Origin of the sequence: Bradyrhizobium diazoefficiens USDA 110 (assembly GCF_000011365.1) — a bacterium.
GTDB lineage: Bacteria > Pseudomonadota > Alphaproteobacteria > Rhizobiales > Xanthobacteraceae > Bradyrhizobium > Bradyrhizobium diazoefficiens.
Genome location: NC_004463.1, coordinates 6,176,761 through 6,195,276, shown reverse-complemented (window position 1 = coordinate 6,195,276; position 18,516 = coordinate 6,176,761). Strand labels below are relative to the sequence as shown.

Sequence of the window (18,516 nt, the reverse complement as noted above, 5' to 3'; positions counted from 1 at the left end):
CGCCTGCACTGCGCGATATCGCACGATCAGCGTTTGACGAAAACCAGGTTGCAGGCACGCGCCTCGTTGCGCTTGCCGCTGCCGCGGGTGCGTTCGAACTGCGCATCGACCGTAAAGGCGTAGGGCGAGCCGGGCGGCAGGTTATTGAGGGTGTAAGTGCTCGCCCCTGTCGTGCCGCGCGCGCTCAATGTCGTCTTGCCGTCCGGCGGGATCTGGCCGTCGATCTCCAGCCGGTTGACGCCGTTCAGGCTCTGCGCCTCGGCGTGGAACACGCCGTTCGCAACGGTGGCGGACAGAGGCCTGGTGAAGCCCTGCGCCTTGCCGGTCGCCTGGCAGTTCAACGTCACGTCCCAGTTGCCGTCGAAGTCCTTGCTGCCGCCGGTTCGGGCGTTGCCGGCCGCCGGCGCGAGCGCCGTCTTCTGTTTCAGGCCTTCAATTCGCGCCTTGGCGAGGGTTGCGAAGATGTAATTCGGAAATCGGGCGAGATGGTCTTCGTAGGCACCCAGCGTACCGATGCCATCCGCAGCCTTCCAATGGGCCTCCGCGGCGGCGCAGGGATCGGGCCGCGGCGCGGCTTGCGGGGCCGCCGGCGCGACCGTGACCGCCACCGGCCCGTTCAGGTAGAACTTGCCGATGATCGAGAGCGACAGCTCCGGCAGCTGGGTCTTGCCGCTGGCGTCATAGACGTCGCTGCTGATGTCGCGAAAGACGTCGCCGATCTCCTGCGGCTCCTCGATGTGCTTCAGGAACGCCGTCGTGTAGGGGCTGTTGCGACCGGTGCCATCGGCGGCGACTTGCCCCGATTGCGTCGAGAACGACACGATCGTGCCGCGCGGCGCTTCGACCTTCGACAATCCGCGTCCGAGCGAGGCGGCGCGAGTTGCGGAGCGCTTGAGGCTTTCCGCCAGCGGATTGTCGCGGCAGGAATCGAGCACCAGGATGCGCAGGTTCTTGGCCTGTTGCAGGTCGTTCACGATGTCGTCGACCCGCACGAAGCGCTTGAGGTCGGCTTCATCAGTCAGCACAGCGTCGACAGGCATCAGGTAGTTCACGCCGTTGTACTGCATCGCATGGCCGCTGTAGTAGAACATGGCGACGTCGGCCCGGCTCGCCGCGCGCGCGAAGCGGATGGTCAGGTCCTGCATGTCGGCCTGGCGCAGGTCGATGCCCTGGAGCACCTCGAAACCGCTGCGCCTGAGCGAGCTTGCTACGTCTTCGGCATCGTGCGGCGGGTTGGGAAGCTGCGCCGTCGACGCATAGGCGCCGTTGCCGATCACCAGCGCCACCCTAGTCTCCGCCGATGCGGGACCCAGGCACAGCCAGCAGGCGAGGAGGGCCAGGAAAAATCGAGGCAAAATTCCAGAAGGAGCACGCATGAATGCCTTCCAGGGAAATATAGAAAAATATCCCTCCAGATTAGCGCATGTCGCGCCGGCATCAATGGCCTCGCTATGGAACCGTCAATTTTGCCGGCCGTGACATCCTGTCACGCCGGGTTCGCCGCCACGGTCTTGCGCAGCGCCATCTCGGTTGCGATCGCCTCCCTCACGGCGGGCCGCGCCTGCATGCGTTCGAGATAGGCCGACAGGGATGGCCATTGCGCGATGTCGACCCCTGCGGGACGCAGCAGCAGCAAGGCCCAGGTGAGGTGGGCATCCGCGACGGTGAAGCTGTGACCGACGAGGAATTCGCGGCCCGCAAGGTGCGCGGCAGGTACCGACAATGTCTGCGCGATGCGTGCACGCGGCTTGGCGAGCGAGCCGTCGTCCTTGTACCAGAAGGTCGGAAACAGGAACGCCTTGTGGATCTCGGCGCCGATGAAGCTCAGCCATTCCTGGAGGCGATAGCGATCGGGATCGGCGAACCGCGGCGCGAGCCCCGTCTCCGGCTTCAGATCGGCGATGTATTGCAGCACCGCCGCGCTCTCGGTCAGCCGTTCGCCGTTCTCCAGGACCAGGACCGGCACCGCGCCCTTCGGCGAGGCGCCGTGGAAGTCGCTGTCGTCGTGCACGACCTTCTTCGTCAAGAGATGCACCTGATGATAGTGCGCATCGAGGCCGGCTTCCATCAGCGCGATGCGGCTCGCGAGCGAGCAGGCCATCGGCGAGAAATAGAGTTGCAGCATCGCGTTGCTCCGTTATTTCAGCGCATCGCCGCGCGCGATGATCGCGAAACGGTCGGATAGCTCGGCGAGTGCAACCTCGTGGATGGTCCGGGCGTCCAGCGTGCCGCCGCGGCCGTCGGGCAGGTCGCGCGTGGCGCAGGCGTCGGCGTCGATGGTCGTGCGAAAGCCGAGGTCGAGCGCGGCGCGCGCCGTGGAGCTGACGCACATATGCGTCATGAAGCCGGCCAGTACGATGTTCTTCCTGTCGGTTGCGGCAAGGCGCGCCTGCAAATCGGTGCCGGCAAACGCATTCGGCAACTCCTTCTCGATCACCAGTTCGCCGGCACGGGGGCTCAGCTCGGCGACGATGGCGCCGCGCTCGGTGCCGCGATCGAACAGGCTGCCGGCCTTGCCGCGATGGGCAATATGGATGATCGCGGCTCCGCTCTCGCGTGCCCGCGCCAGGAGCGCAGCCGCCCGCGCGATCGCAGCGCGGGCGTCGGGCAACGCGAGAGGGCCTGCGAGATATTCGTTCTGGATATCGATCAGCACCAGCGCGGCGTCGCCAAGGCGCGGCGGGTTGAGATCGGCACCGGCGAGCTGCAGCAGGGTCTTTGCGGTCGTCATGGTCTTGGAAATCTCCGGGGCAAAAGGCTCTGCGAACATAGCCCCGGGAGTGCCTGCCGATATGCAGGGATATTGCAGCGGGTGGCTGCAATATTGCAGGCTGCGCCCGGCCGGTATAACCTCGAACGATGAACTGGGACGATCTGCGCATCATCGCTGCCGTCAGGGACGAAGGCACCTACGCGGGCGCCAGCGCGCGGCTGCGCATCGACGAGACGACGGTCGGGCGCAGGCTGTCGCGCATCGAGCGTGCGCTCGGTTTGCGCCTGTTCGAGGCCGCCGACGGCGTCCGCAGGCCGACGCGGAGTTGCGAGGCGGTGCTGGCGCATGTCGAGGCGATGGCCGCACATGCCGCCGAGATCGGTCGCGTCGGCGAGAGCCTGGCAGGTCCGGTGGGACGCCTGCGCATCGCCTCCACCAACACGGTCGCCGAGGAGGTGCTGTCGCCGCGCGCGAGCGACTTCCTGCGCGCCAATCCCGGCCTGACGCTGCAATTCCTTACCTCGAGCGAGAACGTCAAGTTCTCGCGCTGGGAGGCCGATCTCGCCATCCGGCTGCGCAAACCCGACAAGGGTGACTTCGCGATCTCCAGGCTCGGCGACATCAAGCTCTATTATTTCGAGCCTGTTACGACCGAGGGCGAGCCGATGCTGTGCGCCTATCCGGACGAGCTCGGTGCCATTCCCGAGATGCAATTCCTGCGAATGAAGCAAGCCCGCGCGCGCTGCGTCACCGACAACGTTCGCGTCATCCGTAACCTGATCCGCGCGCATCAGGCCGCCGGCGTGTTGCCGGAGCATGTTTGCGCGGACTTGCTCGGCGATCGCCGCCTGCGCGCCACGCTGCTGCCGAAGCGGCGCGACGTCTGGCTGCTCGTGCAAAACCACCTCAAGCGCGACGCCGCAACGCGCGTGACGATCGACTGGGTGAGGGCGTGTTTCCAGGAGACGTCGCGCAGTTGACGTCACGTCGCGGTGTGACGATCGCGTCACAACGCAAGACGCGCGACGAAAAATCTCAGCTTTCCCCCTTGCAACCCGAACCTGCCTCGTCTATTAGCCCGCTCCTTCGCTAGGCCATGGGTTCGGGCTCTCTGAGATCCCGACTGGCGCGGGCCGGTCTCCGGTTTCGTGTTCCGCCGAATGAAGGAGAAACGCAGGACGTAGCTCATGGAGAGCGTCGGGCTGAACGCCCGAAGGCATCGGTTCGATTCCGGTCTCTTGCACAAGGGATAGCTCAGTTGGTTAGAGCAGATGACTGTTAATCATCTTGTCGCGGGTTCGATTCCCGCTCCATCGCTCCGGGTCAGCCTGAAAAACTGACACCTCTGACGAGGACCGGACGCGCGCTTCAGTCGCAGTCCGGCCGTTTTGCCGAAAGGCTTTCCGTCCGAACCTAGACACTGTGAGACCGGCTTTGCGCCGCGGGTAGATACCGCTTGCGCCGATGCCGGGTGGCTCCGCATGACCGCTCGACACGCGTCGAGCGATCGCGCGCGTGCGCCCGCCGTCACGCAAGCTTAAGCCCAGGCCCGCCGATTTCCCGGGAAGCGTCGTCCGCGTCCTCACGTCCTTTGCAAACGAAACCTGTTGTCCGGCATCCGGCCGGGCGCAAACGAAGGAGGCGTGCCATGACTTGGCACTTGCTGATGCTGAACGTGACGGTGAAGGATGGCGAGCGTGCGTTGCTGACGCGCAACGGGCAGCTCGTGCGCGTGCTCGCGCCCGGCAAGCACCGGCTGTTCGATCCCCTGCACGAGCTGAAGGCCGAGGTGCTCGACGTGGTTCGCAGCGAATTCTCTGCGGATCGCTACGCGGTGCTGAAGGCCGCGCGGCCTGATCTCGCCGCCGAGCTGTTCGAGGCGGTCGAGACCAAGGCGGACGAGATCGCCATCGTCAGCCTCGACGGCCGGCCCGTGCATCTGATGACGCCCTGGCAGGTGCGTGTCTACTGGAAGGTCGCGACCCGCATCGATGTCGAGCGCATCGATGTGTCCGCCGATCCCAAGGTTAGCGCGCGGCACCTGACCATGATCGAGCGCAACCGCTCGACCGTCGTGATGGAAGCGGTGGTCGAGAACCACGAGGCGGGCCTGCTCTACGTCGAGGGCCGGCTCGTGGAGCGGCTTGCGCCCGGCCGGCACGCCTTCTGGACCGTCGGCCGCAAGATCGAGGTGAAGCGCCTCGACCTGCGGCCCCAGGCGGTCGAGATCACCGCGCAGGAGATGCTGACCAAGGATCGCATCGCGCTGCGGGTGACGCTGACGGCGTTCCGCCGGATCGTCGATCCCGAGCGCACGGTTGCGACCGTTCCCGACGTGGATGCGTGGCTGTACCGCCTGGTGCAGTTCGCGATCCGCGAGGCGGTCGCCGGCCGGACGCTGGACGAGGTGCTGTCTGCGAAGGCGGCGCTGGATGCGGAGCTGCGCGACTATGTGCGTGCACGCATCGCGGAGTCTGGCGTCGAGGTGACCGAGCTCGGCGTCAAGGACGTGATCCTGCCCGGCGAGATCCGGGAGCTGGTGAACAAGGTGGTGGAGGCGGAGCGGGTCGCGAAGGCGAACCTGATCCGCCGGCAGGAGGAGACCGCGGCAACGCGTTCGCTCCTGAACACCGCCCGCCTGATGGAGGAGAACCCCCTGCTGCTGCGGCTCAAGGAGCTGGAGTCGCTGGAGCGGCTGGTCGAGAAGGTCGGCCGCATCGACCTCCATGCCGGCAACGGCGAGGGCCTCGATGCCCTCCTGACCCGGCTCGTGCGCCTGAAGGCGCCCGAGAGCGCGTGAAGCAGAGGGGCCGCCCACGGGCGGCCCCTCACATCTGCGTTGTCCTCTGTCGCGGTGAACGCGCAAGCGGGCCCGTGCGACCAAAATCCTGCGAGGGGATTGCGCGCCCGCAAGGGTTGCGTAATCTCACGATGACGATCACGGTCTTGATCAGGGCAGGCCCATGACCACTCTTGAGCAAACGATCCGCCCCTCGGCGCAATCGCGGGAATGGAAGGCGATCGTCATCCTGGTCCTGTTGATTCCGGTGCTGTGGTCGCCGCCGTTCCTGTTTCGCTTCTTCCTGTACCAGCCGTTCAACATCCCCTCCAATTCGATGGCGCCGACGCTGATGGTCGGCGACTACGTCTTCGCCGCAAAATCGGCCTACGGCTACGACCGCTATTCGTTTCCCTATGCGCCATCCTGGATCTCGGGCCGTTTCTTTGCCGCCGATCCCGGCTACGGCGACGTCGTCGTGTTTCGCACGGCGAAGGACGCCTCGGTGGACTACGTCAAGCGTGTGGTGGCGCTGCCGGGCGACCGGGTCCAGATGCGCGGTGGGCAACTCGTCCTCAACGACAGGCCGGTGACCCGCGTCGCGCTGGCGAGCGTGGCGGGCGGGGCCGTCTGCGGGACCGACGACGGCACGAAGATCAAGCGCTGGCGCGAGACGCTGCCGAACGGCGCGAGCTATGTGACCTACGATTGCGTCGACAATGGCTACCTCGACAACACCAGCGTCTACACGGTGCCGCCGGGCCATTTCTTCGCGCTCGGCGATAACAGAGACAACTCCACCGACAGCCGCATGATGTCGGCGATGGGCTTCGTCCCGATGGACCATCTCGTCGGCAAGGTGACGCGGATATTCTGGTCGCTCGACGCCGACGGCCGCTTGCGAGGCGAGCGGATGGGGAAGGTGTGGTGAGGTGCTGTCATTCCGGGGCGTCGCGAAGCGACGATCCCGGAATCCATAACCCCAGGCGGATGGAATGGCCTACTACGTCTACATCCTCGCGAGCAGGAAGCACGGCGCGCTCTACATTGGCGTGACCAATGATCTCGTGCGCCGTGTCTACGAGCACAGGAGCAAAGCCGTCCCCGGCTTCACGACGAAGTATGGCGTCGACAAGCTCGTCTTGTTCGAGATCTACGACGAACCCGCGAGCGCCATCGCACGCGAGAAGGAGCTCAAGAAGTGGCGTCGGGATTGGAAGACGCGCTTGATCGAGGAGCATAACCCGAGTTGGGATGATCTCTATTCCGGGATAGCCAACTAAGGTTCGTGGTTATGGATTCCGGGCTCGCGCTTCGCGCGCCCCGGAATGACGAGGTGGGGAGAGTTGCGCCACAAACAAAAACCCCGGCATCGCTGCCGGGGCTTCGTATTTGTAGAGCGAGATCCCGGATCTGCGGTGCATCGCTTCGCGCTGCACCGCGTCCGGGACGACTTCGTCGCTTAGAAGTCCATGCCGCCCATGCCGCCGCCCGGAGGCATCGCGGGGCCGGCGCCGCCCTTCTTGGGCAGCTCGGCGACCATGGCTTCCGTGGTGATCAGCAGCGCCGCAACCGAGGCTGCGTTCTGGATCGCGGTGCGGACCACCTTGGTCGGGTCGATGATGCCCTTGGTGACCAGGTTGACGTACTCGCCGGTCTGGGAGTCGAAGCCGTAGGCGTACGTCTTGTTCTCCAGGATCTTGCCGACGATCACCGAGCCGTCTTCACCGGCGTTGATCGCGATCTGGCGAGCGGGAGCCGACAGCGCCTTGCGCACGATCTCGACGCCGGTCTTCTGGTCGTCGTTCTTGGTGCGCAGGCCCTTGAGCTGCTCGGAAGCACGGAGCAGGGCGACGCCGCCGCCCGGGACGATGCCTTCTTCCACAGCCGCGCGGGTCGCGTGCATCGCGTCATCAACGCGATCCTTGCGCTCCTTCACCTCGACCTCGGTCGCGCCGCCGACGCGGATCACCGCGACGCCGCCAGCGAGCTTGGCGAGACGCTCCTGGAGCTTCTCACGGTCGTAGTCCGAGGTGGTTTCCTCGATCTGCGCCTTGATCTGGGACACGCGCGCCTCGATGTCGGCCTTCTTGCCGGCGCCGTTGACGATCGTGGTGTTCTCCTTGTCGATCATCACCTTCTTGGCGCGACCGAGCATGTTGAGCGTGACGTTCTCGAGCTTGATGCCGAGATCTTCCGAGATCGCCTGGCCGCCGGTCAGGATCGCGATGTCCTGCAGCATGGCCTTGCGGCGATCGCCGAAGCCCGGAGCCTTGACGGCCGCGACCTTCAGACCACCGCGCAGACGGTTCACGACCAGGGTCGCGAGGGCTTCACCCTCGACGTCCTCGGCGACGATGACCAGCGGCTTGCCGGTCTGCACCACGGCCTCGAGCAGCGGCAGCAGCTCGTTCAGCGAGGAGAGCTTCTTCTCGTTGATGAGGATGTAGGCGTCGTCCATCTCAACGCGCATCTTGTCGGCGTTGGTGACGAAGTAGGGCGAGATGTAGCCGCGGTCGAACTGCATGCCCTCGACGACGTCGAGCTCGGTCTCGAGCGACTTGGCTTCCTCGACGGTGATGACACCCTCGTTGCCGACCTTCTTCATGGCGTCGGCCAGGAACTTGCCGATCTCCGCGTCGCCGTTGGCCGAGATGGTGCCGACCTGGGCGATCTCGTCGTTCGAGGTGACCTTCTTGGAGTTTTTGACGAGGTCCGCAACGACGGCTTCGACCGCGAGGTCGATACCGCGCTTGAGGTCCATCGGGTTCATGCCGGCGGCAACCGACTTGGCGCCTTCGCGCACGATCGCCTGGGCCAGCACGGTCGCGGTGGTGGTGCCGTCGCCGGCCGCATCAGCGGACTTGGAGGCGACTTCGCGCACCATCTGCGCGCCCATGTTCTCGAACTTGTCCTCGAGCTCGATCTCCTTGGCGACGGTGACGCCGTCCTTGGTGATACGGGGAGCGCCGAACGACTTGTCGAGCACGACGTTGCGGCCCTTCGGACCGAGCGTGACCTTCACCGCGTTGGCGAGGATGTCGACGCCGCGCAGCATCTTGTCGCGCGCATCAACCGAGAATTTGACTTCTTTAGCTGCCATCTGGATTTTTCCTTGAGGTTGGCTGGGGGCGAGAGGGGGCTCTTAGGCCGCCTTCTTCTTGGAAGCGGGGACGTCGAGGACGCCCATGATGTCGCTTTCCTTCATGATCAAGAGATCGACGCTGTCGATCTTGACCTCGGTGCCGGACCACTTGCCGAACAGCACGCGATCGCCGACCTTCAGGTCGATCGGGATCAGCTTGCCGGCTTCGTCGCGGCCACCGGGGCCGACGGCGACGACTTCGCCCTGGGAGGGCTTTTCCTTGGCAGTGTCGGGAATGATGATGCCGCCAGCGGTCTTCTCTTCTGCGTCGATGCGCTTGACCACGACGCGGTCGTGAAGCGGACGGAATTTCATGCAGTCCTCCTAAGCAATTGCTCGGGTTGATGATTTCAGATTGTTAGCAGTCTGTGCCCGCGAGTGCTAGCACGGGTGAGGCTGAAATAGGACAGGAATTTTGCGGGGGCAAGGGCTTCTAGCAGAAAAATAAGCACTCGGAAGGCCCGGCTGCCAGAATCTCTTTCCCATCGTTAACCGTCCGCCGGACCGTATTAGCACGGAGCCGTCTCTGCTGCTAACGCATTGAATTTCAACAGCTTGTTAAACTTTTGGGCTTGAGATGGATTATCAGTTTGCGTCACATTTCTCTCATGTGAGCGCATCTCCACCGGGTGGCTCGTAAGCAGCGTACCGGATCAAGCCACCCCTGAATGCGCTCCTGCAAAGGAGGTTGGCATGGTCTCGCGGGTTGGGGTTGTTTCCGACGACTTCCGGAAACAGGTGCTGGGTTACGGGCTGACGACGGCTGAAATTCTCTATCGGATGCCGGATCATCCTTCGCTGCTTCAGACCTATGTCTGGCAGAACTACGATCTCTTCCCGAAATTCCCGGCGCTGACCGATTTCCTGGCGTTCTGGCAGCAAAAGCTCGACGGTCCCCTCTATTCGGTCACCGTCGCGCATTCCAAGCTGATCAAGCCGGCCGAGCTACGTGCGGTGGACGGCGTGTTCAGGCTGCATTGACGCAGCGATCAGGCGTCGCTGCTGCAATAGCGCTTCCACATCGCGCGATAGGCCTCGTCCGCCGCTTGCGCGTAGGCGACCGGGTTGCAGGCCGGCGCAGCCCTGACCTGTCCGGGCAGCTCGCGCCGCAATTTGTCGAGGTCGTCGATCTCAGTCGCGCGGCTCACCGCGATGTCGACATATGCCTCCTCGCTGTCCGTAACCCAGTCCGGCAGGCCAAGCGCGGTGAGGATGGAGCCGGCGGCACGGCTGGGCAGACTGTTCCCGAGCTTCGCCACCACGGGCACGCCCATCTGCAAGGCTTCCAACGTGCTGACGCCGCCATTCTGCGGGAACGGATCGAGGGCAATATCGACGCGATTGAACGATGCCAGATGATCGACTCGCAAGGTGGTTCCGAGCAGATCGACGCGTTCGGCCGGCACTCCGCAAGTTGCAAGCCGTGCCAGCAGATTGTCGCGGACCAGTTGATCGTCCAGCGCAACATCCTTGATCAGCAGTCGTGACCCCGGCACCCGCTCGAGAATCCGGGACCAGGCCTGCGCGGCCTGGTCCGAAATCTTGCTGATGCGGTTGAAGACACCGAATGTGACGAAGCCGTTCGAGATCGCCGGCGTTGAGGCCCGCGCAAGCTCGATCGGCAGCGGCTCCAGCGTCACAAAGCACGGCAGGTCGACAACGGTTTCCGCAAACAGATGCCGGACCGCGGCAGGAATCGCGACCGGGTCGGAGAACAGATAATCGATCGTCGGCAGCCCGGTGCCGGTGCCGTGACCCCAGCCATGGGCCTGGATCGGCGCCGGCTTGCGCGCAAACACGCCGAGGCGGTTTCCTTTGGTATGGCCGGATAGATCGATCAGGATATCGACGCCATCGGCGCGGATCTCGGCGGCGAGGCGATCGTCGCTCCATTGCGAGGCGTCGCGCCAGCGATCGGCGATCTTTTGAAATTCGTCGGTCGCCGCATCCACTTTCGACGAACAAGAGTAGCACACGATCTCGAATTGTGCCCGGTCACGGTATTGCAGGACCGGCTTGAATATGAATGCGGCCGAATGCGCGTTGAAGTCCGACGAGACATAGCCGAGCACCAGAGGGCGATCCGGATCGCGGCTGTTGTCGTGCGGTCTCGCCGCTTCTGAGGCGAACTTCGCGCCGATCCGCTCCCACCAGACTTGCCGCGCTCGCTGATGCTGCTCGACGCTGGCATCCGCCGCGAAATCGAGCGTGAATATCTTGTTGGAGATCGCGCTCGGGAAGTCAGGCTCGATTTCAAGGGCTCTGTCGTAACTGGCCAGGGCTTCGTCGACCCGCCCAAGTGCGGCAAGACAAATGCCCCGTACCAGGTGAGCTTGAACAGCATCGGGATCGACAGCGATCGCTTTCTCGCTATCGTGCAGTGCTTCGGCCATGTGCTGGACCTGGAGCCAGACACTGGCGCGCCCGAGCCACCCGTTCATATCGTTGGGCTCCACGGCAATTGCCTGATTGCAATCCGCCATGGCTTCGTCAATCCGCAGAAGCTCCTGCAAAGCGAGGGCGCGGTTCGCCAGCGCCGAGGCATAGGCGGGCTTGATCGCTAGCGCACGGTTCAAGCTGGCGATGGCCTCGTCATAATTGCGCAGACGGCAGAGCACCCAACCCCGGCCGTTGTGGGCTTCGGCAAGGTTTCCGTCGATTGCGAGCGCCTTGTCGAAGCACGCGAGCGCTTCCTGAAGATCGAGCGTCACGCTCGCGTTACCGAGATTGGACAGGGCTACAGCGAAGTTGGGGCGCAAGGCGAGGGCCCTTCGATAGCTCTCACAGGCCTCACCGTGACGTCGTAGCCCGTTCAGCGCGACGCCTCGGCTCATGTGAGCATCGGCAGATCGCGGATCCACGGCAACCGCCCGGCTCAGCAGAATTTCGGCCTGCTGATAGTTTTTGGTATCTGACTCCAAGCTGCCGAGCATATGCAGCGCGATGAATTGGTCGGGCGCCAGCTGCAGAACCTGGCGGTAGGCAGCCTGGGCCTGGGCGAGAAGCCCTTGCTTGTGCAACTGGAGGGCCTGCCCGAGCAACGGCAGCACATCGGCTTTCTGCCGCTTCTGAAGCCGGGCATTTTGAAATGCACGCTGACCTACGCTGTTGCTCATGAATCAATCCCCCAGAATCTCCCGGCGAGATTAAATCGGCGAGGGAACGAATACGAGACGACGGCCGTTCGCGACGACAGCTTCGGGCAAGCTACGAACGATCCCGTTATCGCGCTGCTGATCCAAGCCCTGCAATTGCTGCCTCGTCCAGGACTGGCTAATCTGCCGTCCGGTTGCACCCATCCGGCGGGCGCGGCTCAGATCAGGGAGGCAGACAATGGCCAAGCAAAAGGCATCAAGACCCGCAAGCAAGACCGCGGTGAAGAAGCGGAGCGGCACCAAGGCCGCGGCGCGATCCTCGGCACGCAAGGCGGTCAAGGCGAAGGCGCGCACAGCCTCTCCGAAGAAGCCCGTACGTCCGAAGCAGCGCATCGCGATCAGCCATCACCGCGAGGAAGACTTCAAGGCCGACGGCCTGCGCGCCTACGCGAAGTACCGTGACCTCGGTATCGCCGAAGCAAGCCACGGCCTCGCGCAAGCACACGTGATCCGGCTGCAGGGCCCCTGCAATCCCGCCGAAGTCTCAAAGCTTCACTTCCACGACGTCGAATTCCAGATGGTCTACGTGCTCAAGGGTTGGGTGAAGACCTACATGGAAGGCGAGGGCGAGACGCTGATGAAGGAGGGCAGCGCCTGGACCCAGCCGCCGAAGATCAAGCACATGATCCTGGATTACTCGGACGACGTGGAACTGCTGGAGGTGATTTTGCCGGCGGAGTTCAAGACGGTGGAGCTGAAGGCGTAGGGCGCTCCGTCGGAGACGCTGCACCCTTCTCTCGTCATTCCGGGGCGCGCCTCTTGGCGCGAACCCGGAATCCATCGTACCTCATCACGCGCGGTAAAATGGATTCCGGGCTCGCGACTTCGTCGCGCCCCGGAATGACGGTGGAGAGACTTACGCCAACACCCCCACCACCGCTCCCATCAAGCACGTCGTCAGCGTCCCCGACACGATCGACTTCAGCCCGAGCGCGTTGATCTCCTCGCGGCGCTCCGGCGCCATCACCCCCAAGCCGCCGATCATGATGCCGAGGCTGGCGAAGTTGGCGAAGCCGCACATCGCGTAGAGCATGATCAGGCGCGAGCGTGCGTCCAGTGCCTCCGGCGCGAGCTTCGACAGGTCGACATAGGCGATCAGTTCGTTGAGCACGGTTTTCGTGCCCATCAGGCTGCCGGCCGTCACCGCCTGATCCCAGGGCAATCCCATCAGCCAGCACACCGGCGCCATCACAAGCCCCAGCATGCGCTGCAACGAGATCGCCGCGCCGCCGATGTGCGGCAGCAGGCCGAGGATGGCGTTGACGAGGTAGACCAGCGCCACCAGCACCAGCAGCATCGCGATGATGTTGATCAGCAGCTCAATCCCCGCGCCGGTGCCCTTCACGATCGCATCCATCGTGCCGGAGACCGCCATCTCGGGATCCTCCAGCGCGCCGCCGGTGCGCTTGTCCGACGTCTCCGGCACCATGATCAGGCTGACAAGGATCGCAGCCGGCGCGCCCAGCACCGAGGCGATGACGAAATGCGCGGCGGCGTCGGGGATGAGCGGAGCAAGGAGCGTGGCGTAGAGCACCAGCACCGTGCCGGCGATGCCGGCCATGCCGCCGGTCATCACCAGGAACAACTCGCTGCGTGTCATCTGCGCCAGATACGGCCGCACGAACAGCGGCGCCTCGACCATGCCGAGGAAGATGTTGGCCGCGGTCGACAAGCCCACCGCGCCGCCGACGCCGAGCGTGCGTTCGAGCAGCCAGGCCGTGCCGCGTACGATCGGCGGCAGAACCCGCCAATAGAACAGCAGCGTCGTCAGCACGCTCATCACCAGCACGATCGGCAGCGCCTGGAACGCCAGGATGAAATCGGCGCCCGGTACCTTCAGGTCGAAGGGCAGGGGACCGCCGCCGACATAGCCGAACACGAAGGAGGAGCCGGCGCGCGAGGCCGCCGAGATCGCGCCGACCGCGTCGTTGATGGCGCCGAAGGCATGGGCGACGGCCGGCAGCTTCAGCAGCACCGCCGCGGTGACGAAGGTCATGACAAGGCCGATCGCCGCCTGGCGCAGCGAGACCGCGCGGCGATTCTCTGCCAATGCCCACGCGATCAGCAGCAATGCGAAAATGCCGAGTGCCGATTGCAGCCGCAGCATGATGTCCCCAAACCCTCTGTGATTATGGCCGCGCGTGCGTTGCAAAGGCAATGCCGGGACGTGCGGGAAACGCCCGGCTGTTGACAAGCCGGCCCGCCTCAGTCACGCGGGGGCATGTCGACGTCAAGGGGGCGAGCGGTCCGAGGGTGACCCAAAAGGCGATGCCAGAGCAGCCAATATCCGAAAATCCGCCGGTCAGTGCCGGCGTGCTCCTCTCCCACCGCGCCTTCCTGTTCTTCCTGCTCTCGCGCAGCCTGTCGCGCTTTTCCAGCCAGATCGCGGCGGTCGCGATCGGCTGGCAGATCTACGACCTCACCGGCTCGGCCTTCGACCTCGGCATGGTCGGCCTCGTGCAGTTCCTGCCCACCGCGCTGCTCGTGTTCGTCGCCGGCCACGCCGCCGACCGCTTCGAGCGCAAGCGCGTGGTCCAGCTCTGCCAGCTCGTGGAGGCCGCGACCGCGCTCTATCTCGCAATCATCACCTATCTGGGCGCAGTCAGCGAAGTGCAGATCTTCATCGCGACCTTCGTGCTCGGCATTGCCGGGGCCTTCGAAAGCCCGACCACCGCGGCGCTGCTGCCGCTGATCGCGCCGCAGGGCTCGCTCCAGCGGGCAACGGCCGTCGCGAGCGGCGCAGGGCAGGTCGCGACCATCACGGGTCCCGCGCTCGGCGGCTTTGCCTACGCGGTCGCGCCGCATCTTGCCTATGCCGTGATGCTGCTGTTCTGGATTCTCGGGATGATCCTGACCGGTTTCATCCGGCCGCGCCCGCAGGCGGTCGCCAAGGAGGGCACGGACGCCGACAACATCTTCGCCGGTGTTCGCTTCATCCGGAGCAATCCGGCGATCCTCGGCACCATCTCGCTCGACCTGTTCGCGGTGCTGTTCGGCGGCGTCACCGCGCTGTTGCCGATCTATGCCCGCGATATCCTCCAGACCGGCCCGATCGGGCTCGGCGTGTTGCGCGCCGCGCCGGCAGTTGGCGCACTGCTGATGATCATGGTGCTGGCGCGCCACGCCATCTCGCGGCATGTGGGCCTGCGCATGTTCCAGGCCGTGATCGTGTTCGGCATCGCGACCATCGTGTTCGCGCTGTCGTCATGGATGTGGCTGTCGGTGCTGTCGCTCGCGATCCTCGGCGCCGCCGACACGATCAGCGTCGTGATCCGCTTCTCGCTGGTGCAGCTCTCAACGCCCGACGAGATGCGCGGCCGCGTCGGCGCGGTGAATTTCCTCTTCATCAACGCCTCCAACCAGCTCGGCCAGTTCGAGAGCGGAGTGGCAGCCGCGCTGCTCGGCGCTATGCCGGCGGCAGTGTTCGGCGGCGTCTGCACGGTCGCGGTGGCGCTGCTCTGGATGAAGCTGTTTCCGACCCTGCGGCGGGTGGAGAGCCTGGAGTAGACTCCGCTCTCTCCACGTCATTGCGAGGAGCCCTTGCGACGAAGCAATCCAGAATCTCACCGCGGAGGCAGTCTGGATTGCTTCGCTGCGCTCGCAATGACGATTGTGGAGGCAGCGCGGGGCTTTAGTTCACGTCACCCCCACGGCTGACCGCCTGCTGGCGCCCCTTGACGCCTACTGTGCATGGGGTTGTTTTTCACTTTTTGAGTCAGGCAGGAGCGAGGCCCGTTTCAGCGGCGCCACACGAACGGCGTATTCCGGACGGCATGGTAGTCCGAGGGATCGGTCTCCACGTAGGATAGAGGGGGAGATGGGCAGGCGATCAAGGCTGCTAGTTCTGGCGTGGCTCGTTCTGGCCGGCGGCGCTTTCGCTGCTCATGCAATGACCAGAAGCATCGTCGAAATGACCTGTCCCTACGACGGCGTCAAATTCACCTACAGCGCGCAGAACTCCGGCACGTCCTTTGGCAAGCAGCTCGATTGGATGCCGGTCGGTGCGATTGAAAGCCCCTGGCCGCTCGCGAGTTGCCCGACCAACGGATTTGTCTTCGTCAAGGCGAAGTACGAGGACGACGAGCTGGAGAGGCTTCGGCCTTTGATTCTGTCACCGGAGTTTCAGGGCATCCGGAGTGAGACGCCTTATTACCGCGCATCCTGGATCATGGAGCACACCGGCTCATCTCACGCGGAAGTATCCAGTCTGCTGCTGCAGGCGACGTGGGAGGCGGGACGAACCGAGCTTGGCGAACGGAGCCGGGTGAACAGACCTGGCCTGTCCGCCAAGGATGCTCAGGATCTCGTCCGGCGCCTGATGGCGGAAGGCACGACCGGCGAACGCTACACTCGCTATGCGACTGAACTGCTGGCGCGGCTGGCAGTGGACGTTGCCGACACAACCAGGAGCGCAGAAGCGCGCCTCGACGATCGGCTTCTGACCGGCGAGATGCTGCGGCGTCTCGGCCGGTTCGACGAGGCCGATAGCCACTTCGCTGCCCTGGCCAGCGAACTTGCGCCCGACAGCAAAGAAGCGACCTTGGCCGCATTTCAACGACGGTTGATCGCGGCCAAGGATCGCGGGCTTCATTTGGTGTCAGAAGCCCTGGGCAAGAACCAGTAACGGTCTTAGCCCCGTCCAACGAACGGCATCTTGGTCGCCATGACCGTCATGGTCAGCACGTTGGCGTCCAGCGGCAGGCCGGCCATGTAGGCGACAGCATCGCCGACCGCTTTGGCGTCCATGCGCGGCTCGTGCTTGGTGGTGCCGTCGGGCTGGAGCACGCCGGGGCCGTTGACCATGCGGTCGGTCATCGGGGTTGCCGCATTGCCGATGTCGACCTGGCCGACCGCGATGTCGTACATGCGCCCGTCGAGATTGCTCGCCTTGGTGAGGCCCGTGATGGCGTGCTTGGTCGAGGTGTAGGCCGCCGAGAACGGCCGCGGCGCATGCGCCGAGATCGAGCCGTTGTTGATGATGCGGCCGCCGCGCGGGGTCTGGTCCTTCATGATGCGGAAGGCGTGCTGGGTGCACAGGAACGGGCCGGTGAGGTTGGTGTTCACCACCGCCTGCCACTGCTCGAGGCTGAGATCCTCGAAGTTCACCGCCGGCGCGCCCATGCCGGCATTGTTGAACAGCACGTCGAGGCGGCCATAGGTCGCCTTCACCTTGTCAAACAGCGCGGCGATCTGGTCCGGCTTGGTCATGTCGGCGGTGACGCAGAGGCTCTTTCCTGCGGGACCGAGCTTCGCCGTTTCCTCGAGCATCTCCATGCGGCGCCCCACGAGCACCACGGTGAAGCCGGTGTTCATCAGCGCCAGCGCGGCCGCGCGGCCGACACCGGTGCCGGCGCCCGTCACCACTGCGATCTTTTTTGCTTCACTCATCGTTTCCTGCCTTTTCTCTAAGCTGTCAGGTTTTGGGTTCTTTTTCGTTCTTGTAGGGCGGGCGCGGAATGTTCTGGTGCGCGGCGCGCAAGGCTGCCGACCAGCGCGAGCGCAGATCGTGGAAATAGGGCTCGCCCGCCTCGATGCGGTGGTTGAGATCGGCATCGCAGGCGTCGGCGCGCACCACCAGCACGTCGATCGGCAGGCCGACGCCGAGGTTGGAGCGCATGGTCGAGTCCATCGAGATCAGGCCGGTCTTCAGCGCCTCGTAGAGCTCGACGTCGTAATGCATGGCACGGTCGAGCACCGGCTTGCCGTATTTGTGCTCGCCGATCTGCAAGTAGGGCGTGTCGGTGGTGCACTCGATGAAGTTGCCGGCGGTGTAGACCATGAACAGGCGCATACGCGCGCCCTTGATCTGGCCGCCGAACAGGAAGGAGACGTCGAACGAGACGTCCTCGGATTTCAGCGCGGGCCCTTCGGTCGCATGCACCGCCCGGATCGCCCGGCCGATGCGCTGGGCGGCCTGGAACATGGTCGGCGCGTTCATCAGCGTCTCGATCTCGCCCGTATTGGGGTCCTCGAGGCCTTCGGTCAGCGTGGACAGCACCGACTGGCTGATGGCGAGGTTGCCGGCGCTGGCGATCGCCATGATGCGGTCGCCGGGCTTGGAGAAGATGTGCAGCTTGCGGAAGGTCGAGACGTTGTCGAGACCGGCATTGGTGCGGGTATCGGCGATCATCACCAAACCGTCCCGAACCAGGATTCCGCAACAATAGGTCATTTCCAGTCCCCGAACGCGTTTGCGCGGAATTACTAGCCAATTTCGGGGGCCGCTCCAACCCCAATTCCCGGGATGAGGTCGTCATTCCCGGGCGCGACGGCTGACCTCAGTCGGCGGCGCCGACGAGAAACGCCTCGTCGACGGGAACGCCGAGCGCCGTGACCAGCCGGTTCGTCTCCGCAGCCATGCCGACGATGGCGAGCAGCTCGCCATATTCGGCCTCGGTCATGCCTTTGGCTCGTGCGCCGGCGGTGTGCGAATGGATGCAATAGCTGCAGCCATGCGCCACCGAAACCGCGGCATAGAGCATTTCCTTGACCTTGGGATCGAGCGCCCCCGGCGCCATCACCTCCTTGATGCTCTCCCAGGTCCGCCGCAGCGTCTTCGGATCATGCGCCAGCGCGCGCCAAAAATTGTTGACGAAATCCGACTGCCGCACCTTGCGGATGTCGTCGAAAACGGCGCGCGCCTCGCTGGAGAGCTCATGGTCCGAAAGCAGCTTTACGGTCGCCATGGGGGTCCTCGCAGGGTCTGATCTGACCCTGCGAGTGT

18 protein-coding genes and 2 tRNA genes are annotated in these 18,516 nt (G+C 64.6%); 10 read left to right on the top strand and 10 right to left on the bottom strand.

Going from position 1 to position 18,516, the window contains the following annotated elements:
* Positions 1–26: 26 nt before the first annotated feature.
* The 3 genes from BJA_RS28500 to BJA_RS28490 form a co-directional block, all read right to left on the bottom strand.
* Positions 27–1,376, bottom strand: a complete 1,350-nt coding sequence (locus BJA_RS28500) for a caspase family protein (RefSeq protein ID WP_011088379.1) — start codon at positions 1,374–1,376, stop codon at positions 27–29.
* 110 nt (positions 1,377–1,486) lie between these two features.
* Positions 1,487–2,125: a glutathione binding-like protein gene (locus BJA_RS28495; RefSeq protein WP_011088378.1), complete on the bottom strand. Its 639-nt coding sequence runs from the start codon at positions 2,123–2,125 to the stop codon at positions 1,487–1,489.
* Between the two features lie 12 nt (positions 2,126–2,137).
* Entirely contained in the window at positions 2,138–2,731 is a 594-nt protein-coding gene (locus tag BJA_RS28490; RefSeq protein ID WP_028175439.1) for a cysteine hydrolase family protein, read from the bottom strand.
* Positions 2,732–2,859: 128 nt separating this feature from the next.
* On the opposite strand from BJA_RS28490, the gene BJA_RS28485 reads away from it, so the two are divergent.
* The 6 genes from BJA_RS28485 (at position 2,860) to BJA_RS28460 (ending at position 6,775) form a co-directional block, all read left to right on the top strand.
* Positions 2,860–3,693, top strand: a complete 834-nt coding sequence (locus BJA_RS28485) for a LysR family transcriptional regulator (RefSeq protein WP_011088376.1) — start codon at positions 2,860–2,862, stop codon at positions 3,691–3,693.
* A gap of 193 nt (positions 3,694–3,886) precedes the next feature.
* Positions 3,887–3,956: transfer RNA gene (locus tag BJA_RS28480), tRNA-Phe, on the top strand.
* Between the two features lie 4 nt (positions 3,957–3,960).
* A tRNA-Asn gene (locus BJA_RS28475) sits at positions 3,961–4,026 on the top strand.
* 335 nt (positions 4,027–4,361) lie between these two features.
* The gene (locus tag BJA_RS28470) at positions 4,362–5,513 is read left to right on the top strand and encodes a slipin family protein (RefSeq protein WP_038967581.1); all 1,152 of its coding nucleotides are present in this window, start codon (positions 4,362–4,364) and stop codon (positions 5,511–5,513) included.
* Between the two features lie 163 nt (positions 5,514–5,676).
* On the top strand, positions 5,677–6,423 hold the full coding sequence (gene lepB / locus BJA_RS28465) for a signal peptidase I (protein ID WP_011088374.1): 747 nt from the start codon (positions 5,677–5,679) through the stop codon (positions 6,421–6,423).
* A gap of 64 nt (positions 6,424–6,487) precedes the next feature.
* Entirely contained in the window at positions 6,488–6,775 is a 288-nt protein-coding gene (locus BJA_RS28460) for a GIY-YIG nuclease family protein (RefSeq protein ID WP_011088373.1), read from the top strand.
* A gap of 179 nt (positions 6,776–6,954) precedes the next feature.
* Here BJA_RS28460 and groL read toward each other — a convergent pair whose 3' ends face one another.
* Positions 6,955–8,595, bottom strand: a complete 1,641-nt coding sequence (gene groL, locus BJA_RS28455) for a chaperonin GroEL (RefSeq protein WP_011088372.1) — start codon at positions 8,593–8,595, stop codon at positions 6,955–6,957.
* Positions 8,596–8,637: 42 nt separating this feature from the next.
* Complete coding sequence (locus BJA_RS28450) at positions 8,638–8,952, bottom strand: co-chaperone GroES (protein WP_011088371.1); 315 nt, start codon at positions 8,950–8,952, stop codon at positions 8,638–8,640.
* A 378-nt stretch (positions 8,953–9,330) separates the two neighbouring features.
* Between BJA_RS28450 and BJA_RS28445 the strand changes: the two genes are divergently transcribed.
* Positions 9,331–9,618: an usg protein gene (locus tag BJA_RS28445; RefSeq protein WP_011088370.1), complete on the top strand. Its 288-nt coding sequence runs from the start codon at positions 9,331–9,333 to the stop codon at positions 9,616–9,618.
* Positions 9,619–9,626: 8 nt separating this feature from the next.
* On the opposite strand, the gene BJA_RS28440 is transcribed toward BJA_RS28445, so the two are convergent.
* A complete protein-coding gene (locus BJA_RS28440) occupies positions 9,627–11,753 on the bottom strand; it encodes a tetratricopeptide repeat protein (protein WP_011088369.1) in 2,127 nt (708 codons plus the stop codon).
* Positions 11,754–11,970: 217 nt separating this feature from the next.
* Here BJA_RS28440 and BJA_RS28435 point away from each other — a divergent pair, with 217 nt between their 5' ends.
* Positions 11,971–12,498 (top strand): cupin domain-containing protein, encoded by a 528-nt coding sequence (locus tag BJA_RS28435; protein ID WP_011088368.1) that lies wholly within the window; start codon positions 11,971–11,973, stop codon positions 12,496–12,498.
* Between the two features lie 150 nt (positions 12,499–12,648).
* Here BJA_RS28435 and BJA_RS28430 read toward each other — a convergent pair whose 3' ends face one another.
* On the bottom strand, positions 12,649–13,899 hold the full coding sequence (locus BJA_RS28430) for a NupC/NupG family nucleoside CNT transporter (RefSeq protein ID WP_011088367.1): 1,251 nt from the start codon (positions 13,897–13,899) through the stop codon (positions 12,649–12,651).
* Positions 13,900–14,060: 161 nt separating this feature from the next.
* Here BJA_RS28430 and BJA_RS28425 point away from each other — a divergent pair, with 161 nt between their 5' ends.
* Both BJA_RS28425 and BJA_RS28420 read left to right on the top strand, forming a co-directional pair.
* Positions 14,061–15,299 (top strand): MFS transporter, encoded by a 1,239-nt coding sequence (locus BJA_RS28425; RefSeq protein WP_038967768.1) that lies wholly within the window; start codon positions 14,061–14,063, stop codon positions 15,297–15,299.
* A 382-nt stretch (positions 15,300–15,681) separates the two neighbouring features.
* Positions 15,682–16,416 carry a hypothetical protein gene (locus tag BJA_RS28420; protein ID WP_038967765.1) on the top strand — a complete coding sequence of 245 codons (735 nt, stop codon included), beginning with the start codon at positions 15,682–15,684 and terminating at the stop codon, positions 16,414–16,416.
* 5 nt (positions 16,417–16,421) lie between these two features.
* Here BJA_RS28420 and BJA_RS28415 read toward each other — a convergent pair whose 3' ends face one another.
* The 3 genes from BJA_RS28415 to BJA_RS28405 form a co-directional block, all read right to left on the bottom strand.
* Positions 16,422–17,180 carry an SDR family oxidoreductase gene (locus tag BJA_RS28415; protein ID WP_011088364.1) on the bottom strand — a complete coding sequence of 253 codons (759 nt, stop codon included), beginning with the start codon at positions 17,178–17,180 and terminating at the stop codon, positions 16,422–16,424.
* A 25-nt stretch (positions 17,181–17,205) separates the two neighbouring features.
* Positions 17,206–17,964: a proteasome-type protease gene (locus BJA_RS28410; protein WP_011088363.1), complete on the bottom strand. Its 759-nt coding sequence runs from the start codon at positions 17,962–17,964 to the stop codon at positions 17,206–17,208.
* 106 nt (positions 17,965–18,070) lie between these two features.
* The gene (locus tag BJA_RS28405; protein ID WP_011088362.1) at positions 18,071–18,478 is read right to left on the bottom strand and encodes a carboxymuconolactone decarboxylase family protein; all 408 of its coding nucleotides are present in this window, start codon (positions 18,476–18,478) and stop codon (positions 18,071–18,073) included.
* Positions 18,479–18,516 lie beyond the last annotated feature (38 nt).